This is a genomic window from Lentzea sp. NPDC042327, from assembly GCF_040647275.1.
In the GTDB taxonomy this organism is placed as follows: Bacteria; Actinomycetota; Actinomycetes; order Mycobacteriales; family Pseudonocardiaceae; genus Lentzea.
This window is the reverse complement of sequence record NZ_JBEZBX010000012.1, coordinates 189,169-205,482: the sequence shown is the minus strand read 5'-3', so window position 1 is coordinate 205,482 and position 16,314 is coordinate 189,169. Positions and strand designations below refer to the sequence as shown.

Below are 16,314 nucleotides of genomic sequence, written 5' to 3'. Positions count from 1 at the left end.
TTGACCTGCCAAAACCGTCGAAAAAGCAGGCCGGACGAAGCGCGCGGGACGATCTCGCGGAAGCGTCCGGAAACGGCAAATGCCAGCTCAAGGGCCCAATCGGTGGTGAACACGGGTCGAACGGAGGTTTTCCGACGATCTTGTGTGACCTGGGTAACTTCGCAGGAGCGGTCAGGAGAGCCCGTCCCAGGCGCTCAGCCACGCGTCGTTCGCGACGGAGGGCAGCACCAGCCGGAGCACCTCGCGCAGCCGGTCGGGGAAGTCGGCGCACATCGTGGTCGCCGAGGAGATCAACCGGGCGCCGAGGGTCGCGCCGCAGATCGTCCGCGCCACCGCCGCCGGGTCGACGCCCTCGCGCAGGTGACCGCACTCGCCCGCCTCCGCCACGTAGGCGGCGATCATCTTCTCCCACATGAGGTGGGAGTTCGGGACGCCCGGATAGCCGACCTCGCGGTCGGCGGTCAGCCGCACGCCCGCCCGCAGCACGACGTCGGCCGCCATCCGGTCGGCGGACTCGACGACCATGCCGACGAGGGTGTGCAACGGGTCGAGGCCGCGCGCGTGCCACCGCTGCCGCATCTCCACCCAGAAGTCGTGCTGGTACTCGGTGAGAGCACCGGCGACGGCGTCCTTGGACGCGAAGTGGAAGTAGAACGCGCCCTTGGTGAGACCGGCGCGCGCGAGCACGGCGGTCAGCGACGTGCGGTCGTAGCCGAGCCGGTCGAACTCCTGCGCCGCGGCGCGGAGAATCGCCTCCCGTGTCGCATACGCCCGGTCTTGCTGGGGCATGGCTCCAGGTTAGTCGTTGCCGCTAAAGAGACCCGTGGGTATGTTTCCAGGTGCGGCCCTGTTTCGAGACGCGCTCCGGGGGGTGCGCGCCTCGGCCAGGGCCGCCTCTGCTTCGCTACCGCCTCACCGCTGGACCGGCGGTGTCCCGCCGTCCTCGCCGGGTGACAGCCCCAGCATGTCCAGCAGCGTCCTGCAGTCCTCGGTGCCCAGTGCGCTCCGCGCGACCGCGAGCCTGGCCCGGTGGACCTGTTCGTCGGAGATCCGCGAGGGCTCTCCGCTGCGCTGGGCCGGCACGTTGGGGCCGCCCTGCCTCTGCATGCCGTCGTCCTGCGTCCACAGGAACTTGCGCACTTCCAGTGAGCCGCTCATGAGTGCCCTCCCCGACTTGAGGTTGGCGCGAGGCTAAGCGACCTGGGACAACGGCCGCAGCCCCCCGCAGAGTGATTCCACCAACACCCAGCGTTACTTTCCGTACAGGTGTGCCGTCTGTCCGATGGGGAGGTGGCCAGTGGAAGATGGACCGATGACCGACCCCACGCCGGAGCCTTCCCCCGAAGCCGCAGGCCAAAACCCCCGACCTGCGCCGGAGCCCGGGGGTGACCCCCAGCCGGGCACCATCCCGCCGGCACCCGATCCGCAGGAGATCCTGAAGGCGATCAGCGGGATCGACCTCGCCACGATCGACGCCGACATCGAGTCCGCGTTCGGTTCGCGGATGGCCCAGCTGGACGAGATGCTCGCGGGCCTCGACTCGCTGGTGGACAAGATCGAGAAGGACATCCAGAACCTGGACCAGCCGAAACCCGACGGTCCTCAGTAGAGTCGCCATACCCTGGGTGGGTATCATCGGAGTCCCGATCGAGAGGAAGGGACTCCATGTCCGTCACTGCCACCTACACCGTCACCGGCATGACCTGCGGCCACTGCGTCAGCTCGGTCACCGAGGAGCTGTCCGAGGTCGCCGGCGTGACCGGTGTCGACGTGGTGCTCGAGACCGGAGCGGTGACCGTCACGAGCGACCGCGAGCTGGACCGGTCCGAGGTCGAGGCCGCCGTGACCGAGGCCGGGTACCAGGTCGCCTGATGACCACGACCGAACCCCGCCACGTCGAGCTCAGCATCAGCGGCATGACCTGCGCCTCCTGCGCGCGTCGCGTGGAACGCAAGCTGAACCGGCTCGACGGTGTCTCCGCCACCGTGAACTACGCGACCGAGAAGGCCAGCGTCCAGTTCCCGGTCGGCATGCGCGTGGACGACCTGGTGTCGACCGTGCGGGCGGCGGGGTACGACGCGCGGGAGCCGGTCGCCGAGCCCGAGGAGAGCGACGCCGGTGACCTGCGGCTGAGGTTCGTCCTCGCCGCGTCGCTGGGCGTGCCGGTGATCGCGTTCTCGATGGTTCCGGCCTGGCAGTTCCCCACCTGGCAGTGGGTGTCGCTGGCGCTCGCGAGCGTGGTCGTGTGGGTGTGCGGCTGGCCGTTCCACCGTGCGGCCGCGGTCAACCTGAGACACGGCGCCAGCACGATGGACACCCTCGTGTCGATGGGCGTCACGGTCTCGTACCTGTGGTCGCTCTACGCGTTGGTGTTCGGCGCCGCCGGGACCATCGGCATGCGGCACGAGTTCAGCCTGCTGCCGCGGCCGGCGTCCTCCGGCGACATCTACCTCGAGGTCGCGGTCGGCGTGACCGTGTTCCTGCTGCTCGGGCGGTGGCTGGAGGCCCGGTCCAAGCGCAGTGCGGGTGCCGCGCTGCGGGCGTTGCTGACGCTCGGCGCCAAGGACGTGGCGGTGCTGCGCGACGGCGTGGAGACCCGCGTGCCGGTCGAGCAGCTCCGGGTCGGCGAACGCTTCGTGGTCCGTCCGGGTGAGCGCATCGCCACGGACGGGGTAGTCGTCGAGGGCAGCTCGGCCGTGGACGCCTCGATGGTCACCGGCGAGTCGGTGCCGGTCGAGGTGCGCGAGGGCGCACCGGTCGTCGGCGGGACGGTCAACGCGGGCGGCCGGCTGGTCGTCGAGGCTCGCTCGGTCGGCGCGGACACGCAGCTCGCGCGGATGGCCCGGCTCGTCGAGCAGGCGCAGGCGGGCAAGGCGGACGTGCAGCGGCTCGCCGACCGGGTGTCGGCGGTGTTCGTGCCGGTCGTCGTCGCCATCGCCGCCGTGGCGTTCGGGGCCTGGCTGCTCGCCGGGCGGCCGCTGGAGTTCGCGGTGACGACGGCCGTGGCGGTGCTCGTCATCGCCTGCCCGTGCGCGCTGGGGCTCGCGACGCCGACGGCGTTGCTCGTGGGCACCGGCCGCGGCGCCCAGCTCGGCATCCTGGTGAAGGGCCCGGAGGTGCTGGAGTCGACCCGGCGCGTGGACACGGTGGTGCTCGACAAGACCGGCACCGTCACCACGGGCCGGTTGGCGCTCGTCGACGTGGTCCCGGCCGACGGCGTGTCCCGCGCCGAGGTGCTGTCGTGCGCGGCGGCGGTCGAGAACGCCTCCGAGCACCCCATCGCCGCGGCCATCGTCCGCGCCGCACCGGAACCGAGGCCCGTTTCCGACTTCGCGTCCACGGACGGCGTCGGCGTCAGCGGCGTGGTGGACGGCCGCCGCGTTGCCGTCGGCCGGCTGCGGAATGCCGAAGTCCCCGAATCGCTGTCCGCGGCGGCAGTCGTGCACGCCGATCGCACGGTGGTCGCGGTTTCTTTTGACGGCGCGGTCGTCGGGTTGATCGCGGTGGCGGACACCGTGAAACCCACGTCCGCACAAGCAATTCGCGATCTGCGGGAACTCGGCCTGCGACCTGTCCTGCTGACGGGGGACAACGCTGTCGTCGCTGCGGCGGTGGCACGGGAAGTCGGCATCGACGAGGTGATCGCCGACGTGCTGCCCGCCGGAAAAGTCGAGGCCATCCGGAATCTGCAGGCACAGGGCCGAGTCGTGGCCATGGTGGGCGACGGCGTGAACGACGCGCCCGCGCTCGCGGCCGCTGACCTGGGGCTGGCCGTGGGAACCGGCACCGACGCCGCCATCGAGGCGAGCGACCTGACCCTGGTGCGCGGCGACCTGCGCGTGGCTGCGGACGCAATTCGGTTGTCACGCAAGACGTTGGGCACGATCAAGGGGAATCTGTTCTGGGCGTTCGCCTACAACGTCGCTGGACTTCCACTCGCGGCGCTCGGGCTGCTCAACCCCATGCTCGCGGGGGCCGCGATGGCCTTCAGCAGCGTGTTCGTTGTTACCAACAGCTTGCGACTGCGGCAATTCCGCCCATCGGCAACTCAAGAATCTTCCGTGCAACCTCTCCCGCAGCGCCGCGTGCGCGTGCAACAATCCGATTGCTGACATACCCCCGGTCAGCGCCTGTGGAGATCCCCTCCGGCCCCCGCGTTCCTCCCCCTGGCGCGGGGGCCTCTCCTCTTCTCCGGCCGACCTTGCTCGGCTGACGCCTCGCCGCGGTCGGTCGGAGGTGCCTTCTGGGGGCCGAGCCCCCAGACCCCAGCCGGGGGCAGCCCCCGGACCCCCAGCCGGCTCGACGCCGAGCCGGCTCGCCACCGCTGCTCCCGCCGCCCACCTCCCGCTGCTCCCTCCGCCACCTCCCGCTGCTCCCTCCGCCACCGCTGCCCCCGCCGCCACCTCCAGGAGGGCACGCGGGGACCCCGCGTGCCCTCCTGGAGTACGAAAGCTCCCCGCGTGCACTTCGGCAGCAGCGGGGGAGGCACATGGGTGGGTGACTCAGGACACAGGGGTTTGGGTTCCGTGACCGAGCCGTTATCGTGTTCCGGTGCCTATCGGATCCCTCGGACGCTCCAAGTCCGGCCGTCACCGCCCTGCGGACGAACCGCAGGAGACGACGCCCGACGAGGAGCTGACCTCTTACCTGGCCGCACTGGCCCCGGACTCGGACAACGAGACCACCGCCTCGGGCTTCGGCAACGCGCAGGTGTACCAGCTGCGCCTCCAGCTGATGGCCAACGAGCAGCTCAAGGAGCTCGCCGCCGAACGCCAGACCTCCCCCGGCGCGCTCGCCACGGAGTGGGTCATGCAGCGACTGGAGTGGGAAGCCCGCCAGCGCGGCAACTGACCCCTGCGCAGTCACCCCCAGCACGAAGAAGGATCCTCGGCCGAGCCCGGCCGAGGGTCCTTCTCAGTTACGTCTTGCTGCGGCGAATCACATCAGATCGCGCGGACGTTCTGGGCCTGCGGGCCCTTCGTGCCCTGACCGACCTCGAACTCCACGCGCTGGTTCTCCTCCAGGGTGCGGAAGCCCTGACCCTGGATCTCCGAGTAGTGGACGAAGACGTCAGCGCCGCCGTTGTCCTGGGCGATGAAGCCGAAGCCCTTCTCGGAGTTGAACCACTTGACAGTGCCCTGTGCCATGTACCTGCCTCCATCGCAGGAAAGCTTGGGGCTGCACCGTGCAACCCCGGCCGTCCCGGGGGCGTTCGGCCCGCTCGAATCGAGCGCACAGCACGCCCGCGTGTCGTTCCGCGAGCGTGTGAAGCACGAACACAGAAACCACGGCCTGCGCGGAGAAGCCTAACGTGTGCCGCGTCATAGCACTACAGGTGAAATCCAGCCAGCCGAGTGCCTCAACAGGACCAAAGGCGCTGGTCCATGAGGGTGATAACGAACCCTTGAGCAACTCGTTGGTGGCTCGCGCGTCCTCTGAGCATCAGTTCCAGGGGGATCTCGGGGAGAACGCGTGTTCCGGCCGTTCATGTTGGCTGTACTGCTGGGTTTGACCGCGTGCGGCGGCGCGCCCGACGCACCGTCGGCGCCCGATGCGGCACCGGTCGTGCAGGAGAAGGCGAAGGCGGCGGTGACCGTCACGCCGGCGTCGGGTGAGGGGATCAGCCCGGCGGGTCCGTTCCAGGTCGGTGTCACCGGGGGCAAGTTGACCTCGGTCGCGCTCACCGGCCCCGGCAACCGCGTGGTCAAGGGTGAGCTGACCGGCGACCGGTGGGTGGCCACCGAGGACCTGGGCTACGACAAGGCTTACACGTGGTCCGGGTCGGCGAAGGGCGAGGACGGCGCGGAGGTGCCGGTCTCCGGTTCGTTCCGCACGGTGAAGCCGGGCCGCCTCACGAGCGCGTCGGCGAACGTGGGCGACCACCAGACCTACGGCGTCGCGATGCCGGTCAAGATCACGTTCAGCGCGCCGGTGCAGGACAAGGCGTCCGTGCAGAAGGCCATGACGGTCACGACGTCGGTGCCGACCGAGGGCGCGTGGGCGTGGCTGTCGGACCGCGAAGCGCATTGGCGGCCGAAGGAGTACTACAAGCCGGGCACGCAGGTGTCCGTGGACGTCAACGTCCACGGCGTCCCGTTCGGCGGCGGCGCGTACGGCGCGGAGGACCTGCACGTGCAGTTCGCTATCGCGGACCGCGCGCTGGTGGTCAAGGCGGACACGCAGTCGCACCGGTTCGTCGTCTACCGCGACGGCGTGCAGCTGCACGACTTCCCGGCCTCGTACGGGCTCGACACCGACCCGCGCCGGGTCACCCGCTCCGGCACGCACGTGGTGATGCAGAAGGAAGCCAGCCGCACCATGTCCAGCACGGTGTTCAACTACAAGGACGTCCCGGTCACCTGGGCCGTGCTGCTGTCGAACAACGGCGAGTTCGTCCACGAGTACGCCGGCTCGATGTACGCGCAGGGCAAGGAGAACGTGTCGCACGGCTGCGCGAACCTCTCACCGGCCGACGCGAAGACGTTCTTCGACCTCACGATGATCGGTGACCCGGTCGAGGTGCTGAACTCGTCGGTCAAGCTCGGGCCCGCCGACCGCGACTACTACGACTGGGCGCTCGACTGGGAGACCTGGCGGTCGAAGTCCGCCGTGACCGGCTAGGACTTCTCGGTGATCTGGGGCGGCGCCGGGATCGAGTAACCCGACGGGCCTACGTTGCGTTCCAGCGCCCGCTTCCACTCACCGGTCGAGATCATCTTCTCGATGGCCTCGTTGACCTCGGCGCGGCTCTCGTCGTCGCCCTTCGGCAGGCCGATCCCGTAGCGCTCCTCGGAGAACGGCTTGCCGACCAGCTTGAGCAGCTCCGGGTTCTCCGCCGCGAAGCCCGCGAGGATGACCTCGTCGGTGGAGACGGCGTCGACGTTGCCCGCCATGAGAGCGATCACGCAGTCCGAGTACTGGCCGTACTCGATCAGCGTGACGCCCTTGGCGTAGTCGTTCTTCACCTTCTGCGCGGACGTGGACCCCTTGACCGAGCACAGCTTGCGGCCGTCGAGGGTCTCCGGACCGGTGATCGAGGTCTCGGTGAAGCGGACGAGCATGCCCTGGCCGGTCTCGAAGTACGGGCCGGCGAACGCGACCTTCTCCTTGCGGGCGTCGGTGATCGAGTAGGTCGCGACGACCAGGTCGACCTCGCCGCTCTCCAGCATCGACTCCCGGACGGCGCCGCGGGCCTCCTTGAAGGTGATGCCTGTTTCCTTCACGCCCAGCTCGTTCGCCACGTACTTGGCCACGTCGACGTCGAACCCGACGTAGCGGCCGTCGAGCCGCCGCTCGCTCAGGCCCGGCTGGTCGTACCGGATGCCGATGGTCAGCTTCCCGGAACCGGCACGACCGACGACGGTGGCCGTGTCACCGCTCCCACAAGCAGTGGCGAACACCGCGACAGCAGCGAGAAGCGCAGCACGACGGATCACGACAGGACCTTCCGGGGTGGTGTGGAGTCGTGCGCAATGCTACGTACCAGCGGCGATTATCAACTGTGATGTGTGACAACTACGGCAGTCGCGCCCTGCTGGGTGTCACATGACGCCCCTCACGTTCCACGGCACGGCGCAGGTGTCCGGGCGGTGCCATCCTGCGGATCTTGCCCGGCACCAGGAGTGCTGTTCGGCGCAACACCCGCAACCACCGGTCCGGGTTGGCGTACGGCTCGTGCCCGTGCAGCTCCACCGCCCATTCGGGGAGCACGGAGTACGCCAGATGACCGACCAGCACGCGGTAGAGGGGCAGGCCGTGACGAAGCCACCCCTTGACGGGCGGGCCGTGGAGGAACTCGTAGATCACCTCGGAGTCCGCGGTGCGGCGCAACGACGACCGCATCGAGTCGAGGTACTCGGCCATCTCCCCGCGTGAGCCGGGCACGTCCTCCTCGTGCAGGCCCACCAGCGTGGCCGCGAACCGCTGTTCGGCGTAGTACCGGTCCTTCTGCCGGTCCGTGAGGCCGTAGCCCGCGCGGTCGAGCACCGTCTCGAAGCAGTGCACTTCCGAACAGTGCACCCACAGCAGCAGTTCCGGTTCGTCCACCCGGAACGTCCTGCCCTCGTGGTCGGTCGCGCGCAGGCTGCGGTGCGTGGCGCGGACCCGTGCCGCGGCGGCGGCGATCTCCTCGCCGGTGCCGTAGACGCCGAGCCCGACGAAGTCCGCCGTGCGCTTGAGCCGGCCGAGCGGGTCGGCCTGGAAGTTCGAGTTCTGGACGACACCCGCGACCGCCTTCGGGTGCAGCGCCTGGAGGTAGAGGCTCGCGATCCCGGCGATCCACATCGTCGGGTCCGCGTGCAGCTGCCAGCTGACCGTGTTCGCATCGAGCATGCGAGCATCGTCGCGCCTGGCCAAGATGAAAGCCATGGACCTCGACCAGGCACGGGACGTGCTCCGCAGCCAGCACCGCGCGGTGTTCAGCGCGATGAAGTCCGACGGGACGCCGTCGATGTCACCGGTGCTCGTGGCACTGGACGACAACGGCGACGTGCTCGTCTCGACGCGCGCGACCGCGTACAAGACCAAGCAGGTGCAACGGGATCCGCGCGTGTGGCTGTGCGTGCTGCCGGACAGCTTCTTCGGGCGGTGGATCCAGATCGCGGGAACGGCGACGGTCGTGCCGCTGCCCGAGGCGATGGACCTGCTGGTCGAGTACTACCGCACGATCTCCGGCGAGCACCCCGACTGGGACGAGTACCGCGCTTCGATGGAACGCGAACAGCGGGTCGTGCTGCGCATCGCGCTGACCACCGCCGGACCGGACCGGACGGGCTGAGTAACACCGTTAGCGGGCACAACGATTCCACGGGGACGGCAGCGGACACGTCATCCGGACCTGGGGAGCGCGATGAGTGGTGCCAGACGCCGCGGCTACTTCACAGCCGCGGTGGCGATGCTCGGTGCCGCCCTGGTCACGGCACTGATCACCGCGCCGCCGGACCGTCCCGTGGACATCCGCCTCGTCGCACCGCCACCTCCGCCGCCCGCGACCGTGATCGCGTCGGCCACCACGACCCTGGTCGCCATCGGCCCCGTGGTGCTCGACACCCACGTGCCGCCTCCGCCACCACCTCCGCCGCCGCCGCCGCCCCCGCCGACGGGGGACGCACCGCACCGCCCTGGACCGCCCGACCGCGGTCACCGGCCCCCGCCACCGCCACCGCAGCCGGGTCCGCCGCTGCTGGACCTGCTGCGCTGCGACGCCGAGTACTTCGACAAGCTGGTCGAGAAGGACTTCGAGCGCTGCCTGCCGTGGCCGATGTCGCCCAAGGAGCTGTGCAAGTTCCTCGACGACCACCGCCTGCGCCCGGTCGAGGTCCGCGGCCCCGACGGGCGCAGGCTCAACGCGCCGAAGTGCTAGCCCTTCAGCTCCCGCAACCTGCGCAGGTTCGACTCGGCGCGTGAGCCGAGCAGCTGCGCCTCGCCCAGGTAGTGGTCGTCGATCAACGCCTCCACCTCGGCGTCGTTCATCGCCGGCACGACCCGCGCGGCCATCCGGTTCATGTTGCGGTAGCTGCCCTGCAGCAGGAACGGTTCGCCGTCCGCGCCGGCCGCCGAGGCGATGTACGCCTGGTTCACCCTGAGCACGACCTCCTGGACGCGCTGCAGCTTCCGCAGCACGGACAGCATCCGGTCGAGCTGCACGGTGTCGTGGCCGGTCTTGACGTCCTGGCCGGAGGCGAGGCGCACCAGCGGTTCCACGTCCACGCCCGCGAGCGTCGGGTTGGCCGAGGACGCGTTCTCCAGGTAGCTCAACGCGAAGAGGGACTCGCGGCCGTGCAGCACGTCACCGAGGTTCCACACGTCCGCCCGGTTGGCGAGCATGTCCGGGACCCGGAACGCGCGGCCCGTCTCGGTGTACGGGTTGCCGGCCATGGAGACGGCGAACCGCTTGCCGCGCAGGTCGAACGTGCGTGCCTCGCCGTCCTGCACGCCGTCGATCCTGCGCTGGGCGTCGCACAGCGAGATGAACTTCTGCAGCAGCTCCGGTGAGGTGTGCTGGATGTCGTCGAGGTGCAGGAGGACGTTGGAGCCCAGCGCGAACGCGAAGTTGATCCGCTCGACCTCCTGGCGGGCCGTGGCGTTCGGTGCCTCGCTCGGGTCGAGGGACGTGACGCCGCTGCCCAGCGCCGGGCCGTTGACCTTGACGAACACCATGCCGAGGCGGTTCGCGACGTACTCGACCAGCGTCGTCTTGCCGTAGCCCGGCGGGGAGATCAGCATCAGCAGGCCGGTGCCGTCGTTCAGCTGCTTGGCGAGGTTGTCGCCGATCAGCGGCAGGTACACCTCGTTCAGCAACCTGTTGCGCACGAACGTGTTCAGCACCGCGGGCCGGTACTCGTCGAGCCGCAGCCGCCGGCGTTCCCCTGCGAGCAGCTCGTCGCGCTGCCGCTGGTAGGCCCGGAACGCCGGCACGTGCTCGCCGCCGAACCGCCGCAGCCTGGTCAGCGCCTCGTCCAAGCGCAGGTCCAGCGACTGGTCCCGCACCCGCGGGTGGGAGCCGAGCAGGCCGGTGACGGTCTCGCTCAGCGCGGCGCTGGAGTCGTACCGGGGCAGGTCGGTGAGCAGCACCGCGACCACCTCGGGGAACTCGGGGCAGTCCTCGTCGCCGAGGAACCCGCGCAGCCACGCCTCGATCAGGTCGCGGTCGTGCAGGTCCTCGTCCACGACCGCGCGGAACCGGTCGATCACCGTGCGGGCGGCCTTGCTGGTGACGAAACCCGTTGGTGCGCAGGCGAGTTCTTCGAACAGGTACTCGGCGGCGAGCGGGCTGATGCCGAACTGGGCCGTCAGCTCCGGGATGCCGTGCGTGCCACCGAACACCGTGCGCGCGCGGGCCAGCGACTCGGCCTTGCGCGTCCACACGGCACGGTCCTCCTCCGGTTGCGCGGCCCAGAAGAGCTGGGCCTCCGCGCGTGCGTCCGGCGGGTACCGCAGCAGCCCGGCGCCGGCGTGCAACCGGTGCAGGACAGCGAGGATGCGTTCGGCGTCGTGGTCGTGGACGCCCTTCTCGTAGCCCTCGTCGTAGCGTTCCGCGGCGGCCACCGACACGTCCGTGCGGCCCTCGGCGAGCAGGCACGCGGCCAGGTGCTCTGAGCGGTAGACCTCCGGCGTCTCGGAGACCAGCAGCTGGTCCCAGAACGGCCGGGTGGCCGCGAACGCGGGGTCGGTGACCTCGCCGCGGTAGTCGGTCCCGGTGACGGCGAAGTACATCCGGCCGTCGCGCGGCACGAGGGTCAGGTTCATCGGCTCGGTCGTCACCGGGAAGCGGTGCCTGCCGAGCACGATCGACGCGCCGTCGTACAGGTCGGCGCGGTCCCGCAGCGCCCGGCCTCCCTCTTGCCGGGCGTCGCGCAGCTCCGCTTCGAGCTCGTCGGCCCGCACGTCACCGAGCTCGCGCAGCTGGGTGGCGACGGTGCGGACCTTGGCGACCATGGGGTCGCCCGCGAAGTAGGTGTTGATCTCGTCGACCGACGTCAGCTTCTCGACGCGGCGCCGGATGGTGCCGAGCACGCGCTGCGCCGACTGGACGAGCCGGTCGGCCTTGCGCGCCCGTTCGTCGAGCAGGGTCTGCTTGCGCGCGGAGAACGCCTCGTAGACGTCCGTGCGCTTGGCACCGACCTGGGCGAGGAAGTCGTCGAACTCGGCGAACCGCGACTCCAGGTTCTCCAGCTGCAGCAGCAGCCGGCCGAGGTGGTCGTCGCAGCTCTGCGGTGTGGCGGCGACGGCGAGCGCACCGGTGACGGCCTGGCCGAGCAGCGCGAACTCCGCGGCGAACTCGGCGCGGCCCTCCGCCTCGGCGAGCGCGCGCCTGCGACCGTCCACAGTGGCCCGCGCGCGGTTCACGGCGGCCAGGACCTCGCCGATGCCGGCCAGGATCTGCGTGCGGGTCGTGGTGTCGGCGGCGTCGAGCGTGCTGACGACCTCGGTCAGCACCTCCAGACCGGCCTGCTGCTGTGCGAGCCGGTCGTGCAGCGGTCCCGCCTCGGCCGCGGTCGCGAGCCCGGTGGCCGCGATCCGGTCGATCTCCTCGTGGTACTGGGCGAACGCGTTCTCACCGCTGAGGAACGCGACGGCGCGGCGGGCCGAGTCGGCCAGCGCCTCGACGAGCGCGGCCTCCCTGCGGCCCAGGTCGTCGAGGTCGACGTACCGGACGTCCCGCAACGTGATCAGGCGGCCCTGCGCGGACCGCAGGTCGGCCAGCAGCCGCACCCACTCGTCGGCCGACCGCGGCGCGGCCGAGCGGGACAGCCGGACCAGCGACGCGAGCTGCTCACCGGCCTCGTGCAGCTGCTGGGCGGCGTTCTCGGTGAGCACGCGGACCGACTCGAACTCGTCGAGCACCTGCTCCGCGGTCGCGCGCACGGCCACGACGTCGTCGCGCAGCCCCAGCTCGGCGAGCCAGTGGACGTTGTCGACCACCCTGGTGCACAGGGCGATCAGGCCCTCGAACACCGGTGCGGTCGGCGTCATCCCGGCGGCCATGCGGGTCACGCTCAGGCAGTCGGAGATGCCGCGGACCAGCTCGGCGTTGCCGATGCGGGCGAGCGGGCCGGACTCCTCCGGCAGCACCTCGTCGGCCACGAACGGCGTGCGCCACACCTGCATCGGGTGCACGCGCACGGGTTCGGTGCTCGTCTCGCGGAACACCACGAGCGTGCCGTCGGCGAAGAGCGAGTAGCCGTGGCACACCAGCGGGGTGGCGACCTCCTTGCGGATCACGTTGTAGGGCAGCAGGAGGCTGCGGCCCTCGCGGCGGGCGTGGTAGACGTACAGCACGTCCTCGCCGTTGGCGGAGCGGATGACCCGTTCGAACTCCAGGTCCTCGGTGTCGACGTCGAACGTCTTGTCGTCACCGGTGACCAGGTAGTAGCCGCCGGGGAAGATGATCCCCTGGTCCTCGGGCAGCCGCTGGCAGGCCTGGCCGATGCCGTCGAGCCGGGCCACGGTCTTGGTGCGCGTGTTGAACACCAGGTGCCGCCACTCGGTCTCCTTGTACGGGAGGACCCTGAGCAGCAGCAACGGCCCGACGCGCGCGTAGTGCACGTCGGCGTCGGCGAGGCTCTGCAGCGGTTCGTCGACCGGTTCGGAGTAGATGCCCTCGCCGGTCTCGGTGTTGTTCTCGACCTTGATGGTCAGCGTGCCGCCGACGGTCTCGACGAACACCTCGCCGTCGATGGCGATGTGCGGGTGCCGGCCGAGCACGTGCTGCTCACGGGTCGTCTCGACCCACGTGAAGTCGTGCGCGGGCGGGAAGACGTGGTCGCGTTCACCGCGGTTGTCGAGGTAGGTGACCGTGCCGTCGACCGCGACGTCCCAGCGCAGCACGCGGATGTCCTCGATCCGCGCGCCGGTCTGGAACACCGCGAGCAACCGCGACTCGACGATCCGCAGCTGCAGCAGCCTGGTCTCGCGGTAGTACCGGTAGAGCTCGGCGAAGTCGTTGCGGAACCTCGGATCGTCGAGGAACCCCGCGTCGGCCGGGCCGAGGTCCTTGCCGTGCACCGCGAACACGTCCGCGACCGCGGTCTCCGGCTTGAGGCCGAGGAACACGTTGTAGCCGAACAACATCTGGTCGCCCAGCGGCACGATGTCGCGGGGCACGCAGTTGTTCTCGGTGCGGATGCGTTCGGTGGCGACGAGCTCCAGCGCCTGGCTGCCGAACGTCTCGACGCGCCGGTCGTTCAGCGCCTCGGTGCTCCGGGCGAGCCCGGCGGCCTGTTCGGCCAGCCGGGCTCTGAGCACCTCGTAGGTGCCCGCGTCGAGAGCTGTCATGCGGGCTGGCCGTTGTTCTTGGCCATCTGGGTCAGCGCGATCGCGGCGGCGATGTTCTGCGCGTCACCGGTGGTGAACGAGCTGAGCACCTTGGTCAGGTCCTCCGGGAAGTTGTTCGTCCCGTCCATCCACTTGGCGCCCAGCGCCTGCACCACGTCGGAGTTGCCGACGAACCCGTCGACCTGCTTGCCCGCGGTGATGGCGTTCGCGATCTTGTCGAAGAACACGGTGTCGCCGCCGATGATGTCGATGTCGGCCTTCTCCAGCCCGGCCGCGAGGACCATGGCCTGCGCCTCGGCGATCTGGCGCTGCACGTCGATGCCCTTGAGCCGGATCTCCTTCTCGGCCTCCAGCCGCAGGCGGTACTCCTCGTGCTCGCGGGTCGCGGTGTCGAGGGCGGCCATGGCCTCCGCCTTGTGCGACAGGCCTTCGGCCTCGCCCTTGAGGCGTTCCTTGATGCCCTCGGCGTCGGCGAGCGCCTTCTCGCGGTCGACGACGGCCTCCGCGCGGCCCAGCGCCTCCACCGCGACGGCGTCGCGTTCCTTGACCTGCACATCGGCCAGGCCCTTCGCGGCGGCCTCCGCCTGCACGCCCTCGGCGAGCCGGATCTTGGCGGTGGCGTCGAGCTCGGCGGACTGCTTGCGGGCCTCTGCGAGCAGCACCTCCTGGCGGGCCTGGTGCTGCGCGGCCTGCTCGGCGGCCTCCGCGGCCTTGATGTCCTTGACCAGCGACTCCTGCGCCTCGGCCTCGGCCCGGATGATGATCTGCTGCCGCTCGCGCTCGGCCTCCTCGACCGCGCGCAGCCGCTTGATGTTCTCCTCCTGCTCGGCCACGGTCTTCTCGACCGCGACCCGCTCGCGCACCAGGTCGGCGATGGCGCGCCGCTCGTGCTCGAGCTCCTTGTCCTTCTCGATCATGCGCAGCGAGGTCTCCCGTTCGCGCGCGATGACCTCCAGCAGGCGGTCCTTCTCGATCCGCTCGGTCTCGACGGCGATCACGCGCTCGCGGTTCTTCTCCGCCACGGCGATCTCGCGGGCCTTGTTCTCGGTCTGGATGCCGAGCTGCTCCTCGGTGCGGATGAACGCGGTGTTGGCCTTGAGGCGTTCCTCTGCCTGCACCTTCTGGGTCTCCGCCTCCTGCTGGGCGCGGGCGGTCTCGATCTCGCGCTTCTGCTTGATCTCCGCGTCGGCCTGCCGGCGTTCGAGCTCCAGGATCGCCTCACGCGCGCTGACGTTCTGGCGCGTGATCTCCTTCTCCTCGTTGCGGGTGAACTCGTTGGTCTTGACGTGCTCGATCGCGGTCAGCTCGGTGATCTTGCGGATGCCCTGCGCGTCCAGGATGTTCGCCGGGTCGAGCTGCTTGAGCGGCGTCTGCTCCAGGTAGTCGATCGCGGCGTCTTCGAGGCTGTAGCCGTTCAGGTCGGTGCCGATGACCTGGATGATCCGGTCGCGGAACTCGTCGCGGTGGGTGTAGAGGTCGACGAAGTCGAGCTGCTTGCCGACGGTCTTGAGCGCCTCGGAGAACTTGGCGTTGAACAGCTCCTGCAGCGTGGCCTCGTGGCTCGCGCGCTCGGTGCCGATCGCCTGCGCGACCTTGATGACGTCCTCGACGGTCTTGTTGACCCGCACGAAGAACGTGATGCGGATGTCGGCGCGGATGTTGTCCTTGCAGATCAGGCCCTCGTTGCCGGCCCGCTTGATCTCGATGGTCTTCACCGAGATGTCCATCGTCTCGCACTTGTGCAGCACCGGGAGGACCACGGTGCCGGTGAAGGTCACGTCGACCTTGCGCATCTTGGAGACGATGAGCGCCTTGCCCTGCTCGCACTTCTTGAACAACCTGCTGATGACGACCACCGCCATCAGCAGGACGACCGCGATCACCCCGATCAGCACCAGCAACCCCGTCGAAATTGCACCCATGTCAGCCCCCTGTGGAGATGTCGACGACCCAGAAGAACTCGCCTTCGGCGTCGTAGTCGAAGATCAGCGCGGTCTGCCCGAAGACCAGCTGCGTGCTCTCGGCCGCCCGCACCTGGACGACAGCGGTGCCGCCGTCGTCGGCGGTGACCTCGGCCTGGCCGTAGTGCCCGGTGACCCGAGCGGTCCGCACGATCGCCGTGCGGCCCACGAAGTCGTTGCGGGAGGCGGGTTTCTCCGGTCGCGTCCACCGCTTCACCGGGATCAGCACGACCTTCGTGACGAGCGCGCCGACGAGCAGCGCTGCGGCCAGGACGGCGTAGCGGAGCTTGTTCTCCGGCGTCAGCACCGTGCCGACCAGCGCGGCGAACCACGTGATCACGACGAACAGCGAGATGGAGACCGGCAGCACCGGGGCGTCGAAGTCCACGCCCACCAACGCGACCGTCAACCAGTACGCCAGCACCAGGAGCACCAGGACGCTGAACAGCACTGTCGGGAAGGCCACCGCGGCGGACAGGAACTCGGTCATCATCGCCCCCTCTCGCCACTCTGATGCGCGAAACGGCGTTTTCGTTGCACTTCGGGGAATGATCGTTGTCACCCGGTCGTTGCCGGG

General features: G+C 69.8%; 15 protein-coding genes. 7 read left to right on the top strand and 8 right to left on the bottom strand.

All coding sequences use genetic code 11. The features are described from left to right. Positions 1–171 precede the first annotated feature (171 nt). Together AB0A63_RS28590 and AB0A63_RS28585 are read right to left on the bottom strand one after the other, a co-directional pair. On the bottom strand, positions 172–789 hold the full coding sequence (locus AB0A63_RS28590; RefSeq protein WP_360396850.1) for a ScbR family autoregulator-binding transcription factor: 618 nt from the start codon (positions 787–789) through the stop codon (positions 172–174). 123 nt (positions 790–912) lie between these two features. Further along, positions 913–1,158, bottom strand: coding sequence for a hypothetical protein (locus AB0A63_RS28585; protein ID WP_360396849.1), 246 nt, complete (start codon positions 1,156–1,158; stop codon positions 913–915). Between the two features lie 154 nt (positions 1,159–1,312). On the opposite strand from AB0A63_RS28585, the gene AB0A63_RS28580 reads away from it, so the two are divergent. From AB0A63_RS28580 to AB0A63_RS28565, 4 genes are all read left to right on the top strand, one after another. Next, positions 1,313–1,609, top strand: coding sequence for a hypothetical protein (locus AB0A63_RS28580; protein WP_360396848.1), 297 nt, complete (start codon positions 1,313–1,315; stop codon positions 1,607–1,609). A gap of 56 nt (positions 1,610–1,665) precedes the next feature. Beyond that, the gene (locus tag AB0A63_RS28575) at positions 1,666–1,872 is read left to right on the top strand and encodes a heavy metal-associated domain-containing protein (protein WP_360396847.1); all 207 of its coding nucleotides are present in this window, start codon (positions 1,666–1,668) and stop codon (positions 1,870–1,872) included. Continuing rightward, on the top strand, positions 1,872–4,112 hold the full coding sequence (locus AB0A63_RS28570) for a heavy metal translocating P-type ATPase (RefSeq protein WP_360396846.1): 2,241 nt from the start codon (positions 1,872–1,874) through the stop codon (positions 4,110–4,112). Before AB0A63_RS28575 ends, AB0A63_RS28570 begins: the two co-directional genes overlap by 1 nt. 439 nt (positions 4,113–4,551) lie before the next feature. Further along, complete coding sequence (locus tag AB0A63_RS28565) at positions 4,552–4,851, top strand: hypothetical protein (RefSeq protein WP_360396845.1); 300 nt, start codon at positions 4,552–4,554, stop codon at positions 4,849–4,851. Between the two features lie 92 nt (positions 4,852–4,943). On the opposite strand, the gene AB0A63_RS28560 is transcribed toward AB0A63_RS28565, so the two are convergent. Then, entirely contained in the window at positions 4,944–5,147 is a 204-nt protein-coding gene (locus AB0A63_RS28560; protein ID WP_030473173.1) for a cold-shock protein, read from the bottom strand. 325 nt (positions 5,148–5,472) lie between these two features. On the opposite strand from AB0A63_RS28560, the gene AB0A63_RS28555 reads away from it, so the two are divergent. After that, positions 5,473–6,621, top strand: coding sequence for an Ig-like domain-containing protein (locus AB0A63_RS28555; protein WP_360396844.1), 1,149 nt, complete (start codon positions 5,473–5,475; stop codon positions 6,619–6,621). Here the strand turns inward: AB0A63_RS28555 and AB0A63_RS28550 are convergent. Together AB0A63_RS28550 and AB0A63_RS28545 are read right to left on the bottom strand one after the other, a co-directional pair. Beyond that, positions 6,618–7,433: a glutamate ABC transporter substrate-binding protein gene (locus AB0A63_RS28550; protein ID WP_360396890.1), complete on the bottom strand. Its 816-nt coding sequence runs from the start codon at positions 7,431–7,433 to the stop codon at positions 6,618–6,620. The genes AB0A63_RS28555 and AB0A63_RS28550 overlap by 4 nt on opposite strands. An 82-nt stretch (positions 7,434–7,515) precedes the next feature. Further along, complete coding sequence (locus tag AB0A63_RS28545) at positions 7,516–8,331, bottom strand: oxygenase MpaB family protein (protein ID WP_360396843.1); 816 nt, start codon at positions 8,329–8,331, stop codon at positions 7,516–7,518. 34 nt (positions 8,332–8,365) lie between these two features. Between AB0A63_RS28545 and AB0A63_RS28540 the strand changes: the two genes are divergently transcribed. Further along, a complete protein-coding gene (locus tag AB0A63_RS28540; RefSeq protein ID WP_360396842.1) occupies positions 8,366–8,776 on the top strand; it encodes a PPOX class F420-dependent oxidoreductase in 411 nt (136 codons plus the stop codon). Positions 8,777–8,848: 72 nt separating this feature from the next. Then, positions 8,849–9,361, top strand: coding sequence for a hypothetical protein (locus tag AB0A63_RS28535; RefSeq protein ID WP_360396841.1), 513 nt, complete (start codon positions 8,849–8,851; stop codon positions 9,359–9,361). Here AB0A63_RS28535 and AB0A63_RS28530 read toward each other — a convergent pair. Genes AB0A63_RS28530 through AB0A63_RS28520 form a run of 3 tightly spaced genes read right to left on the bottom strand, consistent with a single transcriptional unit; the run spans position 9,358 to position 16,230 of the window. Next, positions 9,358–13,776, bottom strand: a complete 4,419-nt coding sequence (locus tag AB0A63_RS28530; protein WP_360396840.1) for a DNA repair ATPase — start codon at positions 13,774–13,776, stop codon at positions 9,358–9,360. The genes AB0A63_RS28535 and AB0A63_RS28530 overlap by 4 nt on opposite strands. Further along, on the bottom strand, positions 13,773–15,698 hold the full coding sequence (locus AB0A63_RS28525) for a flotillin family protein (RefSeq protein ID WP_360396839.1): 1,926 nt from the start codon (positions 15,696–15,698) through the stop codon (positions 13,773–13,775). Before AB0A63_RS28525 ends, AB0A63_RS28530 begins: the two co-directional genes overlap by 4 nt. A 1-nt stretch (position 15,699) precedes the next feature. Then, on the bottom strand, positions 15,700–16,230 hold the full coding sequence (locus tag AB0A63_RS28520) for a hypothetical protein (protein ID WP_360396837.1): 531 nt from the start codon (positions 16,228–16,230) through the stop codon (positions 15,700–15,702). Positions 16,231–16,314: the final 84 nt, after the last annotated feature.

Coding starts and splice junctions, on each gene's coding strand:
- AB0A63_RS28590 (WP_360396850.1), bottom strand. CDS start 789: ATGCCCCAGCAAGACCGGGCGTATGCGACACGGGAGGCGATTCTCCGC.
- AB0A63_RS28585 (WP_360396849.1), bottom strand. CDS start 1,158: ATGAGCGGCTCACTGGAAGTGCGCAAGTTCCTGTGGACGCAGGACGAC.
- AB0A63_RS28580 (WP_360396848.1), top strand. CDS start 1,313: ATGACCGACCCCACGCCGGAGCCTTCCCCCGAAGCCGCAGGCCAAAAC.
- AB0A63_RS28575 (WP_360396847.1), top strand. CDS start 1,666: ATGTCCGTCACTGCCACCTACACCGTCACCGGCATGACCTGCGGCCAC.
- AB0A63_RS28570 (WP_360396846.1), top strand. CDS start 1,872: ATGACCACGACCGAACCCCGCCACGTCGAGCTCAGCATCAGCGGCATG.
- AB0A63_RS28560 (WP_030473173.1), bottom strand. CDS start 5,147: ATGGCACAGGGCACTGTCAAGTGGTTCAACTCCGAGAAGGGCTTCGGC.
- AB0A63_RS28545 (WP_360396843.1), bottom strand. CDS start 8,331: ATGCTCGATGCGAACACGGTCAGCTGGCAGCTGCACGCGGACCCGACG.
- AB0A63_RS28540 (WP_360396842.1), top strand. CDS start 8,366: ATGGACCTCGACCAGGCACGGGACGTGCTCCGCAGCCAGCACCGCGCG.
- AB0A63_RS28535 (WP_360396841.1), top strand. CDS start 8,849: ATGAGTGGTGCCAGACGCCGCGGCTACTTCACAGCCGCGGTGGCGATG.
- AB0A63_RS28530 (WP_360396840.1), bottom strand. CDS start 13,776: ATGACAGCTCTCGACGCGGGCACCTACGAGGTGCTCAGAGCCCGGCTG.
- AB0A63_RS28525 (WP_360396839.1), bottom strand. CDS start 15,698: ATGGGTGCAATTTCGACGGGGTTGCTGGTGCTGATCGGGGTGATCGCG.
- AB0A63_RS28520 (WP_360396837.1), bottom strand. CDS start 16,230: ATGATGACCGAGTTCCTGTCCGCCGCGGTGGCCTTCCCGACAGTGCTG.